Consider the following 16253-nt stretch of genomic DNA (forward strand, 5'->3'; position numbering starts at 1 on the left):
GGGTTGTTAAAAGGCCGCCTCCGGGCGGCCTTTTTAATGACGGGTTGTTTTATTTGGACGGTTTATCCGACGGGACTTCCAGGGGAACGGTGCGCTGTTGATCGGTGATGACTTCGAGGCGCTTGATGTCTTCCAGAAACTGGCGTTTCACCGCTTCGATCTCGGCTCTCTGAGCGTTGATTTCCTGCTCTATTTCGCGGATATCGGCTTCAAGGCGGCGGATTTTCTTAAGGGTTGCTTCCGGAATATCGCGGCCGGCACGTTCAAGGTCTGCAGCCCTGGCCTGCTCGGCGTCCAGTTGGTTTTCGATAACTGATATGTTGCCCTGCTTGAGTTGCGAAAGGCCCCGGAGTTCCAGAATCTTGCGGTGCATGGCCCGCACAGCCTGGTCCGGATTACTGTACCGTTCCAGCAGCTTGCGGTCCTGTTCCATCCGGCGTGCCCGGGCTTCCTGGCGGCGCTTCTCGGCGGCTCGCTCGGCAAGTTCTTCCTCGGTTGGGGCAGGCGCAACCGTATCGATGACCCGGCCATCGCTACTCAGGATATCGTAACCCCGCTTCGAAGCTTCCTGGGGGATAGTGTTGCTGATCACGACCTGGCCGTTCTCATCCTTGTAGCGGTACATTGCTGCGGAAACGGTCGCGGCGGAGAGCAGCAGGGCCAGGGTAGAGGCAATGATGGCAGGCCGGATCAGATGATTCATGGTGTGATGTCACGCTCTGGTCAACGAATGATGCTCAGGGAAGCATACCAAAACCGGCGCAATATGCCATGTGGGCCGGTCAGATGCCGTATTTTTGCCGATAGCTCGCCACGCTGGCGGCATGGTCTTCGAAGCCTGGGCGGTTATTGAGGTAGTCAAGAACCTGATCGAGTTTGATAATGCTGACGACCGGAATGCCAAAAGTGTCCTGTACTTCCTGAATGGCAGACAGTTCACCGGCGCCCCGTTCCTGGCGATCAAGGGCGATCAGCACGCCGGCAGGGCGGGCGCCGGCGCTTTTTATCAGATCCATGGATTCGCGGATAGCGGTGCCTGCAGTGATAACGTCGTCAACAATCAGGACATTGCCCTGCAGAGGCGCGCCAACAATATTGCCGCCCTCACCGTGGTCTTTCTTTTCCTTGCGGTTGAAAGCAAAGGGTTTGTTGATCCCGTTTGAGGCAAGTGCCATGGCGGTCACCGTCGCCAAGGGAATGCCCTTATAGGCTGGCCCGAAAATAATGTCATAATTTAGCTCGCTGCGTTCGAGGGCTGCGGCATAGGCTTTGCTTAGTTCCAGCAGGTCCTCGCCGGTATTGAACAAGCCGGCGTTGAAAAAGTAAGGGCTGGTGCGGCCGGATTTGAGCGTAAATTCCCCGAAGCGCAGGGCATCCCGGCGAATGGCAAACTCAATGAATTTCTGCTGATAGTCATGCATGGCAAGGTTTCTGGCGGGTCTGGAACTTTAATTGAAGCGTAAAAACAGTATGATACACACAAACCGGATCAGGGAACACGTATGCGCGTCGTAACAATAAGCGTCAATGGCCTCGCGCAGGCCGTTGAAAAGGGTTTCTTTGAATGGCTGGCCCGGCAGGATGCCGACGTGGTCTGCGTTCAGGATCACCGCATGCGCGCCTATGAAATTGAGGATTTCAACCTCATCCCTGAGGGCTATGAAGCCTACTTTATCGACGGCGAGCACAACGAGGACGGCGGCGTCGGCATCTACACCCGCCACTTCCCCAAGGCCATTATGTATGGCTTCGCCAGCGAGCAGGCAGACCGTGAGGGCCGTTTCATCCAGGCGGATTTTGACAAGGTGTCTGTGGCTTCGGTGCTGGCTCCCTGCGCCCTGGGCCGGGAAGACGAGCTTACCGGCAGCGACGATCTGACGGTGCTGGATCACAAGGACGAGTTCATGGAGTCTTTTGGGCTTCATATGCAGAAAACCCTGCGCAAACGCCGGCAATTCATCTTCGGTGCCAACCTGCAGACCGCCCATCACGTAACCGATGCCAGCCCGCTCTATCACAAACTCGATTTTTCCGGATTCCTGCCCCATGAAAGGGCATGGCTGGACCGTTTGTTTGATGAAATGGGCTGTGTGGATGCATTTCGCGACCTGAACAAGCAGAGCAACCAGTTCACCTGGTGGCCGGAGCAGGCCGAGGGCTCACGGAAAAAGGCGGGTATTCGGGTGGACTACCAGCTGCTGACGCCGGGCATTCGCAAAACTGTCCTGGACGGCTGGATTGATGATTCAACCCGGTTCTCCGACCACGCGCCGGTGATTATGGATTACGACATCGAAATCGGGCTTTAGGTTTGGAGTCGAGCGCACATGGATGTGCTTGTAGCGTGCCCGGAGAAGAATTCCCCTCCGAACACGCGACACCGAGGCACCTCAGACAGATAACGCCGCCTTCTGGGCTTCAAACAACTGGTTAATACCAAGTTTCGCCAGCTTCAGCATCCCATCCAGCTCTTCCTGCTCAAACGGCGCACCTTCCGCAGTTCCCTGAATCTCAATGAAGCCGCCTTGATCGGTCATGATGACGTTCATGTCCGTTTCGGCCTCTGAGTCTTCCGGATAATCCAGATCCAGAACCGGCGTGCCTTTGTAGACACCCACCGAGAACGCAGCAATCATCTGTTTCAGCGGCGACTTTTTCAGCCGACCTTCTTTCACCAGAAAATTCAGTGCATCCACCAGCGCCACGCAGCCGCCGGTAATCGCCGCTGTGCGGGTGCCACCGTCGGCCTGAATAACGTCACAGTCGATGGTGATGGAATGCTCGCCCAGGGCTTTCAGGTCGACCGCTGCGCGCAGTGAGCGGCCGATCAGGCGCTGGATTTCCACGGTGCGGCCACCCTGCTTGCCGCGGGCGGCTTCGCGGCCCATGCGGCTGCCGGTAGAGCGGGGCAGCATGCCGTATTCGGCGGTGATCCAGCCCTGGCCCTGGCCGCGCAAAAACGGTGGGACCTTGTTTTCCACGGATGCGGTGCAAATGACCTTGGTGTCGCCAAATTCCACCAGCACCGAGCCCTCGGCATGGCGGGTGAATTGGCGGGTGATTCGGATATCGCGGGGTTGTTCCGGCGTTCTTCCGCTCGGTCTCATAGTGAATCCTGATAATGCGAGTGAGTGTCCGGGACAGCTGCCCGGTCTTTTGCCAAACTGAAAGGGCAGGGAGTATAACACGCGGCAGCCCCGGGTGTTCTGATAGGGTGTTCTGATAGACTGGTGAGACAATCTGCCACCCAAGCCGGGTCCTCACTGAGGGGCATTTTATGATTCGAAGTATGACGGCCTTTGCCCGTCGGGACACCCAAGGCGACTGGGGCGTTCTCACCTGTGAAATCCGCACGGTCAATCACCGGTACCTGGAGCCTTCTTTTCGTCTGCCTGAAGCGCTTCGCGAACTGGAGAACCGCTTCCGAGAGCAGCTGCGAACTCAACTTCGACGGGGCAAAGTGGATGTGGCCCTGCGGTTCCAGTCCACCGAAACCAGGCCGCGCCTGGAGATCGACGAGTCCATGGCCAAGGCGGTGAATGACGCGGCCAATCATATCAACCGCATGCTCGACAACCCGGCCCATCTGAGTGCCCTGGATGTACTGCGCTGGCCCGGGGTTTTGGCATCTGCCGAGCAGGATTACAGCAGCGCGAAGAAAGCCGCTGACGGGCTGTTTGCCGAAACCGTCTCAGAGCTTGTTTCGGTGCGTGAGCGAGAAGGCGAGCGCCTGCGGCCGCTGTTCGACGAGCGGCTGGAAACCATGGCGACTCTGGTGGCCGACGTTCGCAAATTGATGCCGACGCTTCTGCAAGCTCAGGAAGAAACCCTGCGAAACCGGTTTGCCCAGGCGAGAGTAGAGCTTGATCCCGACCGTCTGGCCCAGGAAATGGTGATGCTGGCGCAAAAATCGGATGTGGCAGAAGAGCTGGATCGCCTGGACGCACACATCCAGGAGGTTACCCATGTGTTTCAGAGCGATGAGGCCATCGGTCGCAAGCTGGATTTTCTAATGCAGGAACTGAACCGTGAAGCCAACACCCTGAGCAGCAAGAGCATTGACGCCCGGGTAACCCGTGCCGCCGTGGATCTGAAGGTGCTGATCGAGCAGATGCGAGAGCAGGTCCAGAACGTCGAATAGAACCTGCGGGATGCGGCCCGGGTTCAAAGACCCTATAATCCTGCCCTTTCAGGTTTTGCGGAAGGCGATCATAGCCAATGAATTACGCGACAGAACACGGCACTCTCTACGTCATATCTGCTCCCTCCGGCGCAGGGAAAACCAGTCTGGTGGCGGAAATGCTCCGGCAGGATCCGAAACTCGGTGTTTCCGTATCCCACACCACCCGTCCCATGCGCACCGGTGAGCAGGACGGGGTTAACTATCACTTTGTGAGCCGTGAGGAATTCGAGGCGATGATAGGTCGCGATGAATTTCTCGAGCACGCGGCCGTTTTCGGTAACTACTATGGCACTTCCCAGGTTTGGGTGCAGGAGCGTCTTGCCCAGGGCGAGGACGTCATACTTGAGATCGATTGGCAGGGTGCGGAGCAGGTGCGCCGGCTGATGCCCGGCTGTGTCGGCATTTTCGTGGTGCCGCCCTCGCCGGAAACCCTGCGGGAACGGTTGACCGGGCGTGGAACTGATTCGCCGGAAGTGGTTGAGCGGCGCCTGAACGAGGCGGCAGACGAGTGCAGTCATGCGCTGGAGTTCGACTATCTGGTGGTCAACGATGATTTCACCACAGCGCTGGATGATCTGCTGGCTATCGTCCGCTGTCACCGTCTGCGCATACAGGCCCAGCAGGTGCGGCATTCCGGGCTGCTTATACGGCTGTCTGAACGCCACTGAAGACCTGGTAATAGCTGTATACAAATTGGCCTCACGGCATTAAACTACGCGGTCTGGTGAATTCCGCTCTTTTTTGAATATCGGGGATGTTATGGCACGAGTTACTGTTGAAGATTGTCTGGAACACGTTGATAACCGCTTTCAGCTGGTGATGCTGGCCACCAAACGCGCCCGTCAGATCGCTACCAAGGGTTTCGAGCCTCTGGTGCCGGAAGAAAACGACAAGCCGACAGTTATTGCGTTGCGCGAAATCGCCGAAGGCAAGATCGGTCGTGAGCTCCTCGCCGAGGATGACGACGAATAAGCCGCAAGTTTATCCAGTAAAGCATTGAAATCTGTCACACCGCTTTTATAGTGTAGATAGAGAGTACGTCAGAAATGCGCTGCAAACATTCAGCGCAAAGACGTCGGATGGACCCGAATGCTCGCATTCGGGTTTTTTTGTCCCTGGAAAAAGGCTGTAAACGGCGATAGACGGAGGCGCGGTGTCCGCAGAGGCGACGGTAGAGGTGCTGGCCAGTGAACTGAGCACCTATCTTGATTCCAATCGCATCAATCAGGTGCGACGCGCCTACTATTATGCGGAACAAGCCCACGAAGGCCAGATGCGCCGTAGCGGTGACCGTTACATTACCCACCCACTGGCCGTTGCCCATATCCTTGCCAGCCTCAGGCTGGACCATCAGAGCCTGATGGCAGCCATGCTCCACGATGTAATTGAAGATACCGGCATCCCCAAAGACGCCCTGGCGGAGCAGTTCGGCGAAGATGTGGCGGAACTGGTGGACGGGGTAAGCAAGCTCACTCAGATTGAATTCCGTTCCCGCGCGGAAGCCCAGGCGGAAAACTTCCAGAAGATGACCCTGGCCATGGCCAGAGATATACGCGTGATTCTGGTGAAACTGGCCGACCGACTGCACAACATGCGCACCCTGGGCCCCATGCCCTACGAAAAACGCCAGCGCATCGCCAACGAGACCCTGGATATCTACGCCCCGATTGCCAACCGCCTGGGCATGCATTCAATCTGTACCGAGCTTGAGGACCTGGGCTTTTCCTCTCTTTACCCGATGCGCTCGAAGTACATTTCCAAAGCTGTGGCCAAACTGCGCGGCAGCCACCGGGAAATCATTGAGGACATTCGGGGCAAGCTCCAGGAAAAGCTGGAAGAACGGGGCCTTCCCGGCCGTATTCAGGGGCGCGAGAAGCATCTGAACAGCATCTACAACAAGATGAAGTTCAAGCACAAATCCTTTCACGAAATCATGGACGTATACGCCTTCCGCATCATCACCGACACGGAAGACGACTGTTACCGCATCCTTGGTGCCGTCCACAGCCTCTACAAGCCGCTGCCCGGGCGATTCAAGGATTACATCGCCATGCCCAAGGCCAACGGCTACCAGTCCCTGCATACCACCCTGTTCGGCATGCACGTGAACATCGAAATCCAGATCCGCACCGAGGAAATGGAGCACATTGCCAACAATGGCATCGCGGCCCACTGGATGTACAAGAACGAGCCCTCCAATGTGACCACCGCCAATCAGACCCGGGTGGACCAGTGGGTCAAGGGGCTGATGGAAATGCGGGAGCGGGCGGACGATTCCCTGGAATTCATCGAACACGTCAAGGTCGACCTGTTCCCGGATGAAATCTACGTGTTTACTCCCAAGGGCCGAATCATGGAGCTGCCCCGGGGGGCGACGCCGGTGGATTTTGCCTACTCGATCCACACCGATATCGGCAATGCCTGCGTGGCCTGCCGGATCAACCGGAATCTCGGGTCCCTGAGCCAGACTCTGCAAAGTGGTCAGACCGTGGAAATCATTACTGCTCCCGGTGCCCGGCCCAACCCGGCCTGGCTCAGCTTTGTTACGACCGGCAAGGCTCGCAGCAGCATTCGCCACGTACTCAAGAATCAGCGCCGGGCCGAATCGCTGGAACTGGGTCGCACGCTGCTCAAGAAATCACTCAAGGGGTTCGGGGCCAACCTATCCGACATCGGTGAAGCCCAGATTGACGCGGTTGTCCGGCACAATCAGGTCGACAGCTTTGATGATCTGGTCAGCGATATTGGCCTGGGTAACCGTATGGCCTACCTGGTGGCGCGGCAACTGGTCAGTGGTGCTGATGAAAGCGGCCAGAGCGATGTCAGTACCAAAGAACACGGCTCGGTCACCATTCGCGGCACTGAAGGCCTGCTGGTGCGGTTTGCCAACTGCTGTAAGCCGATTCCCGGCGACCCGGTTGTGGGTGTGATGGATTCCGGCAAGGGCATGGTGATCCACTCAGATACCTGCTCAAGATTGCCGGATGACGACGAAGCAAGGGCCAACCTGACCCAGCTCAAATGGGCCAAGGACATTGCGGACGAGTTTTCTGTCGAGCTGAGGGTAGAGCTCGAGCGCCAACGCGGGGTGATTGCCGAACTGGCCAACGCCGTCGCCGTCGCAGACGGCAACATAGAGCGGATCAATGTGGAAGAGCAGAACGCACGGCTGGGCATTGTAAGCCTGGTTGTGCACGTTCACGGACGTCGGCATCTGGCGCGGGTGATGCGCCGAATCCGCAATATCAAGGCGGTGACTCACATCAACCGGGTGCGTAACTGACAAGGCTGTGACCGCCTTCGGCTCCGGCGCCCGGCTGGCTGTTGACAGGTTGGGTGCCGGAGGGTGACGATTGGCGTTTTGAGAGAGGGAACAGAAAGTTCATGACCAATAAATCCGTAATTCAGACTGAAAATGCACCGCAGGCCATTGGTACCTACTCCCAGGCTGTTAAGGCGGGCGATACGGTTTATCTGTCGGGCCAGATTCCCCTGGTCCCACAAACCATGGAAGTGGTGTCCGGTGATTTTGCGGCGAAAACCCGTCAGGTCTTCGAGAACCTGAAAGCTGTGTGTGAGGCCAGTGGTGGTGAGCTGAAAGACATCGTGAAGCTCAATATCTACATGACCGACCTGAGTAATTTCGCCACGGTCAACGAAATCATGGCGACTTACTTCCAGGAGCCGTACCCCGCACGCGCCGCCGTCGGCGTTGCCGCCCTGCCCAAGGGTGTGCCGGTGGAGATGGAAGCGGTGATGGTTCTGAGCTAGAGCCGGAGTTGCAGGTTCAGACGCAAAAAAGCGGCCCGCGGGCCGCTTTTTTCATGCCTGCTGTTTTTCCCGCGCAATCATCTCGCCATAACCCGTGCGGTAATCCGGATAGCGGAAGCTGAAGCCGGTGTCCAGAAGGCGCTGATTGTTGCAACGCTTGCTACCGGCGCGGCCGCCTTTCCGGGCGTCCGGATCCGGGGATTTGCACGGTATCTGGTCACGCACCCAGGCCACCACCTCATCCAGTCGGGCTGGCTTGCAGTCACTGGCCAGATAGCAGGCCTCCAGGGGCTTTTCCGCCAGTGCCAATCGGGTTAGGTGGTCGATGGCGGCTGCAGCATCCTCTTCGTGAATACGGTTGCTGTAGGGGGCGGGATGCTCAGGGTCCATCTCGCCCTTCATAACCGCGCTGAGAAAGCGTTTGCGGGAAGGGCCGTAAATGCCACTAAAGCGCACCACGGTGGCGGGGTGTCTGCCATTAAGGGCCAGCTGTTCCCCTTCCAGGATAATCTCGCCACTGAATCGCGCCGGCTCGGTCGGGCTGGATTCATCCACCCAGGAGTCGTCGTCCTGTGAATACACGCTGCTGCTGCTAATGAAAAACAGACGCGTCAGAGGCGTTTGGCCTTCAAGTTCCTGCATCAGGTTGTTCAGACCCTCCACAAAGGCGTTCCGGTATCCGGTTTCATCGTATTGTGAGGGCGTCAGGCAATAGATAACGATATCCAGGTTGTCCGGCAATGCCGATGCAAGCGTGTCGCGTTCAAGCAGATCTGCCTTTACCGGATGAACGTCTTGCGGAACCCGGTCGGGGTTGCGGCGCAGGCCGAACACCTGGAAGTCCCGGGCGAGCTCAGACGCGATGGCGCCGCCCAGATTGCCGCAGCCAGCCACAAGAATACGTGGCAATTGTTTGTCTTCAGTGATTGCCATAGGCAAACTCAATCCTTATGCTTTGGATAATAAATTACCGGAGCCCACCATGACTCTTACCGAGTTACGATACGTTGTTACCCTGGCCCGCGAAAGGCATTTTGGACGTGCGGCCGAGCGCTGTCACGTCAGCCAGCCGACCCTCAGCGTGGCAGTGAAAAAGCTGGAAGACGAACTGGGGATTCCCCTGTTCGAGCGCAGCAAGAACAGCATCCGCGTCACCGAAACCGGCAAGCGGATTATCGAGCAGTCCCAGCGGGTTCTGGATCAGGTGGGCCTGATCAAGGATATGGCGCAGGACGGCAAGAACCAACTGAACGCCCCCCTGAAAGTAGGCGCCATCTACACCATCGGCCCCTATCTGTTTCCGCATCTGTTGCCGGAACTGCGTCGCGGTGCGCCGGATATGCCGCTCTATATCGAGGAAAACTACACCGCTACCCTGCGCCAGAAGCTGCGTCAGTCAGAACTGGACGCCATCATCATTGCCCTGCCGTTCGAAGAGCCGGAGGTGGTAACACTGCCGCTCTATGATGAACCCTTTGTGGTGCTGCTGCCCGGCGGCCATCACCTCACCAGCCACGAGAGCCTGACGGCGGAGCAACTGGCACAGGAACAGCTGTTGCTACTGGGCCCCGGGCACTGTTTCCGCGACCAGGTGCTGGAATCCTGTCCGCCTCTGGTTGAGGCGGTCAGCCGACCGACCGCAAACAACGCCAAGGCGCCATCGCTGGTCACTGAAGGCAGTTCCCTGGAGACCATCCGTCATATGGTGGCCTCCGGTCTGGGCATTACCGTGTTGCCCTTGTCTGCTGCCACCGCCATGCAATACGACGAGGACATTCTGGCAGTCAGACCCTTTGCCGCGCCCGTACCCTATCGGACGGTGGCACTGGCCTGGCGGGTCACCTTCCCCCGTCCCAAGGCCATAGATGTATTGTCGCTGGCGGCCAGCCAGTGCCGGGTCATCGAAAAGGCCAGGCTCGACAAAGCCGCCGCCGTCGCGTCCTGAGCCGGCGCATGACGTCACTGGGCGACATTGAGGTAACGGTTCTTAAGGGCGTGGGCAAGGCCCTGGCGGAAACGCTGGGGAAGCTGGGCATCCATTCGCTGCAGGATTTGCTGTTCCATCTGCCGCACCGGTATGAAGATCGCACCCACGTCATCCCGATGGGGCAGCTGCGGATCGGTGACGTGGGCGTGGTGGAAGGCGAAGTCATGAAAGCCGACCTGGTCATGGGCCGGCGACGCAGCCTGCAGGTCACGCTCAAAGACAGCAGCGGATTTCTGGTGATGCGGTTTTTCCACTTTAACGCCGCCCAGAAAAACCAGCTGTCCGAAGGCGCCCGGGTTCGCTGTTTCGGCGAGGTCCGACCCGGTCGCGCCGGCTACGAATTCTATCATCCGGAATATCAGGTCAACCCGCCGCCCATGCCCGCGCAGGGACAAGCCACACTGACACCGGTTTATCCGCTGACCGAGGGCATTCAGCAGCCCCGGGTGCGCTCATTGTGTCAGCAGGCGCTGACTTACCTCCGGCGATATCCCATTCACGACTGGCTGCCTTCCAATATTATGGAACAGTACCAGTTGCCGGGCATTTCCGAAGCGGTTGAGCTGGTGCATTCGCCCCCCGCGAACGCACCGGTCCACTTGCTGATGGAGGGCCGCCATCCGGCCCAGCAACGGCTGGTGATGGAGGAGTTGCTGGCTCATCAACTGAGCCTGCTGAAGGTCCGTCAGCAGATTCAAGCCCGGGAAGCGTTGCCACTGCTGCCGACCGGCGATCTGCCCGAGCGCTTTCTGGATGGTCTTCCTTTTCGCCTGACTGGCGCCCAGCGACAGGTGATGAGCGAGATCCGTCAGGATCTGAGCCAGCCAGTACCGATGTTGCGCCTTGTGCAGGGGGATGTGGGTTCCGGCAAGACGGTCGTCGCTGCGCTGGCGGCACTGCAGACTATAGGCGCCGGCGCCCAGGTGGCGTTGATGGCACCGACGGAGATCCTGGCAGAGCAGCATTACCAGAATTTCCGGGGCTGGCTCGAACCGCTGGGAATAAGGCTTGCCTGGCTGTCCGGCAAGGTGAAAGGTAAAGCCCGTGAAGCCGCGCTGGCCGATGTGGGCAGCGGTGAAGCGGCCGTGGTAATCGGCACCCATGCGCTGTTCCAGGACGACGTCAACTTCAGCCGCCTGGCCCTGGTCATTGTGGACGAACAGCACCGGTTCGGGGTTCATCAGCGGCTTGCCCTGCGGGAAAAGGGCGTTGGCGGAACCCTGGCGCCTCATCAGCTGATTATGACCGCCACGCCCATTCCCCGAACCCTGGCCATGAGCGCCTACGCTGATCTGGATACGTCGGTGATCGATGAGCTGCCGCCAGGACGCAAACCCATTGAAACCATTGTGATTCCCGACAGCCGACGCGATGACGTCACCGACCGGGTCCGCCAGGCCTGCCGGGCTGGTCGTCAGGCCTACTGGGTGTGCACCCTGATCGAGGAATCCGAGGCGCTGCAATGCCAGGCGGCGGAAGCCACCGCTGAGGAGCTGTCGGCCCGCCTACCGGATCTCAAAGTGGGCCTGATTCATGGTCGACTGAAGGCCGCCGAGAAAGCGCAGATGATGGAGCGTTTCAAGGAAGGGGAGCTGGACCTGCTGGTGGCCACAACCGTGATCGAAGTAGGGGTTGATGTACCTAACGCCTCCCTGATCATCATTGAAAACCCCGAGCGCCTGGGGCTGGCCCAGCTGCACCAGTTGCGGGGTCGCGTCGGGCGGGGTGAGGAAGCCAGTTTCTGTGTGCTGATGTATCACCCGCCCCTGTCCCAGAACGGAAAGGCCCGCCTGCAAGCCCTGCGGGACAGCCAGGATGGGTTTGTCATAGCCGAGAAAGACCTGGAAATCCGGGGCCCGGGGGAGGTTCTTGGCACCCGTCAGACCGGCATGATGCAGTTCCGGTTGGCGGATTTCGAGCGGGATAAAGGCTGGATTGAACCCGTTCGCGCCATGGCGCCGAGCCTGCTGACCCAGCCGGAACGGGTGGATGGCCTGATACGGCGATGGCTGGGAGAACGTACACGGTATGGCGATGTCTGACGTCGCGGTGTATTTTCTACCCTATACTTAGAAACATTCAGGCTGTCGCAACCGACACTCTATATGGATTATGGGAGAGAATTATGGAACTACCTGTCGCAGTCAGGCAGGCACTGGGTGACTCTGTATCGGATGTATCGCTCCGGGACATGGGCCAGGCCAGGCAGGAACAGCTGTTGCGAATGGTACTCCTCAGCGATGAACAGGGTAGTCTGCAGGCGATCTGTCGCCACAGTGACCTTCTGGATATCAACGCTCTGAACAAAAAGCTGGGCCGCGATCTTCGCATGATGAACAAGCGAGAGCAGGCTAAGGCCAGACAGAGAGCCGGGCTGAGTGATCTGCCGCCGCTGCCGTCCCTGACCGGCTGGCGCACGGTGGTGGATGAGCGTGTCGACACCATGTCCTCAGTGGCGCTGGCTCTGGTTGATCAGAACCTGTGCATGGTCATGCCCCGGGAGGATTTTCAGTCGGTGATACAGCATGCCGAGCGGCAGTCGTTCTCCGTGGCGTCCGACTCCATAACGGTCAATCTGAACAGTCCGGAAGATGACCAGGCCCAGTTTCATTCCGCTATCCGCAAATTTACCAGCCTGCGTATCCAGCAGCGCCTGGAAGACACCCTTGAACTGCCACCTCTGCCGGAAACCGCACAGCGGATTATTCATCTGCGGGTGAACCCCAATGCGGTGATGGGGGATCTGGTGGACGTAGTGGAAAGCGACCCGAGCCTTGCGGCCCAGGTGGTAAGCTGGGCGTCGTCGTCATTTTATGCGGCGGCCGGCCAGGTCAAGTCAGTTCACGATGCGGTGTCCCGAGTGCTGGGCTTCGACCTGGTGATGAACCTCGCTATGGGTCTTTCTCTTGGCCGCGCCCTGAAAACGCCCCAGGACCATCCGGAAGGCTATGTGGATTACTGGCAACAGGCCATCTGGCAGGCCCAATCCTCTGGCATTCTGTCGAGTATGATGCCGCGGGGCGCGCGTCCGGTTTTTGGTCTTTCCTATCTGGCGGGATTGCTGCACAATTTCGGTTATCTGGTGCTGGCCCAGGTCTTTCCTCCCCATTTCAAACTGGTGTGCCGCACCCTGGAGGTGAATCCGCATATGGATTCGTCCCTGATCGAGCACTACCTGCTGGGTGTCAGCCGCGAGCAGATCGCCTCACAGCTGATGCAGAACTGGGGTATGCCGGACGAGGTGAACCTGGCCATCCGCTACCAGAAAAACCCTGGTTACGACGGGCCATACAGCGTTTATGCCAAGCTGCTGTGGCTGGGACGTCAACTGCTGATAGAGCGTGGTGTTGCCCTCGGCGCGGGCCAGGAAGTGCCCTCCGAGCTTTATGAGTCGCTCGGGCTGGACCGCGAGAAGGTCGAGGAACAGTTTGATCAGCTGGTGGAAAGCAAGGATGTGGTCATGGCCATGGCGGGCATGATGAACCCGCAATAACCTACAGGTCCAGTTGGCGAAGGGCGACGGCGGCCTCACGTATGCGGCCGGCGTTGGCCTCTTCAATGGCCATCCGCTCCCTGTCCATCTTCTCCACAAAGCGTGTCTCGGTGTTCTGCCGGGCTTTGTGGGTCGGCATGTGCTGGATCTGGTCGTGGACCTCCTGGAACACCCGGTAGGGCTGCTGTTGAAGCAGGTCCGGACTGACATGGTCCAACAGACCCTTGATGCGCAGGCAAGCTTCTGAATACTCCATCTGTTCGGCTTCTACGGCCATGGCCAGTACCTGAAGGCTTTCCACCATGCTGGCACGGCGTTCCTTCTGGAAGGCTTCGGTTTTTTCCTGGCGCCGTTTACTGGCCTGAAGCACACGTAGCTGCCGCAAGATGAAGCCAGCCAGAAGGGCGATGGCCGCCACGCCGCCAATAATCAGGGCCCACTGTAGCCACTGGGGCATAAAACGTCTCCGGGTTCGGGTGAGAATCAGAGCTGGGATCGAGAAGCCAGGTCAGGCGCGCTTGCGTTGCCTGTCTGCGCGCCAGACCTTTACCTGCACTGCCTGTCCATTGAGTACGGACGTGCCCACCAACGGATCAATCTCCCCGTCACTGATCACGTCGTTAATGCTGGCGCCAGCGTGGGCTGCGGCAACGGACTGACCGATGCCGGCCCGGTCATGGCCCCAGCCGTGGGGTACGGACACCACGCCGGGCATGATGTCGTCAGTGATTTCCACCGGTAGCACAATCTTTCCTGTGGGCGTGCTGACCTGGGCAGAGTCTCCGTCCTGAAGGCCGGATCGCGCGGCGTCCTTGGGGCTGATAATCAGGGTGCAGCGTTCCTTGCCTTTCACCAGGCGCTGGCTGTTGTGCATCCAGGAATTGTTGCTGCGCATATGCCGCCGGCCGATCAGCAACAGGTCGGTGGTGGCCGGCTGTGCCAGCAGATCGTGTAGCCGGTCAAGGTCGCCCAGGTAGCGCCTTGGTGCCAGATTCACCTTGCGATCAGCGGTGAAAAGCCGCTCCGGCAGGCAGGGGCGAAGCGGGCCCAGGTCAACGCCGTTGGGTAACTGGGTCAGGGAACGTATCGACAACCCCTTGGGCAGGTCCTGCCAGTGACGGTTCAGGGGGCTCAGCTTGGCCAGCCCGCGCACGGGATGACCCATGGGCAGAATGTCCATCACCAGATCAATAGCGGGCTGTACCAGTCCCCGGGCCGGCCCGATGTCTGCACCGTAGGGGCCGGAACGCAGCATCATGTCCAGAATGGGCTCGGGGCCGATCTGTTTGAAGGCGCGCCAGCCGGTTTCCATTCGCAGGGGCAGCTTGCCACCCGCCTGGCGTTTCTCCAGGCGGTGGGCCAGTTCCAGCATAATCTGCCAGTCGTGACGGCTGTCGGGACCGGCGTCAAACAAGGCCGGGCTGTACTTGGCGGTATTGCGCACCGCAAACATGCTGAAGATAAGATCGTAGTGGCTGCGTTCCAGGCCTGCCGTGGGCGGCAGAATCACATCCGCATGGCGGGTGGTTTCATTGAGGAAGTAATCCACCGACACCATAAAGTCGAGATTGCCAAAGGCCTCGTCCAGGCGGCCGCCGTTGGGGCTGGAAAGTACCGGGTTACCGGCGATCGTGACAAACGCCCGGATCTGGCCCTCGCCGGGGGTGAGCATTTCATCGGCCATGGTGCTGGAGGGAAACTCACCGCCGAACTCGGGCAATTTTTTCACCCGGCTATAACGGCGACCAAAATGCCCCTTCTGGCCCGCCATGGCGCCAAGTGTGACCAGATCAACCGCCGGCTGGGTAAACATCACGCCGCCAGTGGTATCGAGCTTGCCGGTCAGAATATTCAGCACATAGGCCAGCCAGGTCGCCACGCCACCAAAGGCCTGGGTGCTGGTGCCCATCCGGCTGTATAGCGCGGCCTTGCGGGTCGTGGCCAGTTGGCGGGCCAGGCTTCTGATGTCGTCAGCGGCAAGGCCGGTGTGGTCGCTGACCGCTTCGGGCCGGAAACCAAGGCTGGCCAGCCGGATCAGGTCCACGTCTTTGGTCCATTTCTCGGCGTGGCCCAGGTCCACCAGGTTTTCTTCAAACAGGGTGTAAACCATCGCCATCAGTAGCAGCGCATCGGTGCCGGGCCGGACAAAATGAAACTCACTGGCAATTTTCGCGGTTTCGGTACGTCGGGGGTCAATCACTACCAGCTTGCCGCCGCGTGCCTTCAGGCTTTTCACCCGGCCGCGAAAATCCGGCACCGTCATCAGGCTACCGTTGGAGGCCATGGGATTGGCGCCAATACAGATCAGCAGGTCGGTACGGTCAATGTCCGGAATCGGGAAAAGCACCTGGTGGCCGAACATTTCCAGGCTGGCCAGCATGTGGGGCAGCTGGTCATTGGAGGTGGCAGAGAAACGGTTCTTTGTGCCCAGCGCCCCCAGAAACGGCATGCCGGCGACCAGCGCGCCGTGGTTGTGAACATTGGGGTTGCCCAGATAGGCTCCAATGCTGTCGCGGCCGTGCTCCTGGCGGATCCGATGGAGCCGGTCTGCAACCAGGTCAAAGGCTTCGTCCCATTCCATTTCCTGCCAGCCGTCGGCGGTTCGGCGGACCGGTTTGCGAAGGCGCTCCGGATCCTCATGCAGGTCCTGCATGGCGGTGGCCTTGGGGCAGATATAGCCCTGGCTGAGCGGGTCATCCGGGTCACCCTTGATGGACTGGATCTGTCCGTCTTCCAACTCAATGGCAACGCCACACATGGCTTCGCAAAGGTGACAGGTGCGGAAGTGGGTGCCGTTTTCCATGGGCCTTTTCTCCAGG

At 59.2% G+C, this 16253-nt stretch carries 15 protein-coding genes; 9 read left to right on the forward strand and 6 right to left on the reverse strand.

Annotation, left to right across the window (positions count from 1 at the left end):
* Positions 1-49: 49 nt before the first annotated feature.
* Positions 50-703, reverse strand: a complete 654-nt coding sequence (locus FPL19_RS09930; protein WP_150912264.1) for a DUF4124 domain-containing protein — start codon at positions 701-703, stop codon at positions 50-52.
* A 79-nt stretch (positions 704-782) separates the two neighbouring features.
* The gene (gene pyrE, locus FPL19_RS09935) at positions 783-1421 is read right to left on the reverse strand and encodes an orotate phosphoribosyltransferase (RefSeq protein ID WP_150912265.1); all 639 of its coding nucleotides are present in this window, start codon (positions 1419-1421) and stop codon (positions 783-785) included.
* A gap of 81 nt (positions 1422-1502) precedes the next feature.
* Here pyrE and FPL19_RS09940 point away from each other — a divergent pair, with 81 nt between their 5' ends.
* Positions 1503-2309: an exodeoxyribonuclease III gene (locus tag FPL19_RS09940; RefSeq protein WP_150912266.1), complete on the forward strand. Its 807-nt coding sequence runs from the start codon at positions 1503-1505 to the stop codon at positions 2307-2309.
* A gap of 81 nt (positions 2310-2390) precedes the next feature.
* Here FPL19_RS09940 and rph read toward each other — a convergent pair whose 3' ends face one another.
* Entirely contained in the window at positions 2391-3107 is a 717-nt protein-coding gene (rph, locus tag FPL19_RS09945; protein ID WP_150912267.1) for a ribonuclease PH, read from the reverse strand.
* 170 nt (positions 3108-3277) lie between these two features.
* Between rph and FPL19_RS09950 the strand changes: the two genes are divergently transcribed.
* From FPL19_RS09950 to FPL19_RS09970, 5 genes are all read left to right on the forward strand, one after another.
* Positions 3278-4141 carry a YicC/YloC family endoribonuclease gene (locus FPL19_RS09950; protein WP_150912268.1) on the forward strand — a complete coding sequence of 288 codons (864 nt, stop codon included), beginning with the start codon at positions 3278-3280 and terminating at the stop codon, positions 4139-4141.
* Between the two features lie 77 nt (positions 4142-4218).
* Positions 4219-4851, forward strand: a complete 633-nt coding sequence (gene gmk / locus FPL19_RS09955) for a guanylate kinase (RefSeq protein ID WP_150912269.1) — start codon at positions 4219-4221, stop codon at positions 4849-4851.
* Positions 4852-4942: 91 nt separating this feature from the next.
* Positions 4943-5155 carry a DNA-directed RNA polymerase subunit omega gene (gene rpoZ, locus FPL19_RS09960; protein WP_150912270.1) on the forward strand — a complete coding sequence of 71 codons (213 nt, stop codon included), beginning with the start codon at positions 4943-4945 and terminating at the stop codon, positions 5153-5155.
* Between the two features lie 181 nt (positions 5156-5336).
* On the forward strand, positions 5337-7466 hold the full coding sequence (locus FPL19_RS09965) for a RelA/SpoT family protein (RefSeq protein ID WP_150912271.1): 2130 nt from the start codon (positions 5337-5339) through the stop codon (positions 7464-7466).
* Positions 7467-7567: 101 nt separating this feature from the next.
* Entirely contained in the window at positions 7568-7954 is a 387-nt protein-coding gene (locus tag FPL19_RS09970) for a RidA family protein (protein WP_150912272.1), read from the forward strand.
* A gap of 51 nt (positions 7955-8005) precedes the next feature.
* Here the strand turns inward: FPL19_RS09970 and FPL19_RS09975 are convergent, their stop codons facing one another.
* Positions 8006-8887 (reverse strand): NAD-dependent epimerase/dehydratase family protein, encoded by an 882-nt coding sequence (locus FPL19_RS09975; protein WP_150912273.1) that lies wholly within the window; start codon positions 8885-8887, stop codon positions 8006-8008.
* 49 nt (positions 8888-8936) lie between these two features.
* Between FPL19_RS09975 and FPL19_RS09980 the strand changes: the two genes are divergently transcribed.
* From FPL19_RS09980 to FPL19_RS09990, 3 genes are all read left to right on the forward strand, one after another.
* Positions 8937-9899, forward strand: a complete 963-nt coding sequence (locus tag FPL19_RS09980) for a hydrogen peroxide-inducible genes activator (RefSeq protein WP_150912274.1) — start codon at positions 8937-8939, stop codon at positions 9897-9899.
* Positions 9900-9907: 8 nt separating this feature from the next.
* Positions 9908-11983, forward strand: a complete 2076-nt coding sequence (gene recG, locus FPL19_RS09985; protein ID WP_150912275.1) for an ATP-dependent DNA helicase RecG — start codon at positions 9908-9910, stop codon at positions 11981-11983.
* 83 nt (positions 11984-12066) lie between these two features.
* Positions 12067-13434 (forward strand): aminoacyl-tRNA deacylase and HDOD domain-containing protein, encoded by a 1368-nt coding sequence (locus tag FPL19_RS09990; RefSeq protein ID WP_150912276.1) that lies wholly within the window; start codon positions 12067-12069, stop codon positions 13432-13434.
* A 1-nt stretch (position 13435) separates the two neighbouring features.
* On the opposite strand, the gene FPL19_RS09995 is transcribed toward FPL19_RS09990, so the two are convergent.
* Together FPL19_RS09995 and FPL19_RS10000 are read right to left on the reverse strand one after the other, a co-directional pair.
* Positions 13436-13891: a DUF2489 domain-containing protein gene (locus FPL19_RS09995; protein WP_150912277.1), complete on the reverse strand. Its 456-nt coding sequence runs from the start codon at positions 13889-13891 to the stop codon at positions 13436-13438.
* Between the two features lie 51 nt (positions 13892-13942).
* The gene (locus tag FPL19_RS10000; protein ID WP_150912278.1) at positions 13943-16237 is read right to left on the reverse strand and encodes a molybdopterin-dependent oxidoreductase; all 2295 of its coding nucleotides are present in this window, start codon (positions 16235-16237) and stop codon (positions 13943-13945) included.
* Between the last annotated feature and the right edge of the window lie 16 nt (positions 16238-16253).

Source organism: Marinobacter halotolerans (genome assembly GCF_008795985.1).
GTDB classification, from domain to species: domain Bacteria; phylum Pseudomonadota; class Gammaproteobacteria; order Pseudomonadales; family Oleiphilaceae; genus Marinobacter; species Marinobacter halotolerans.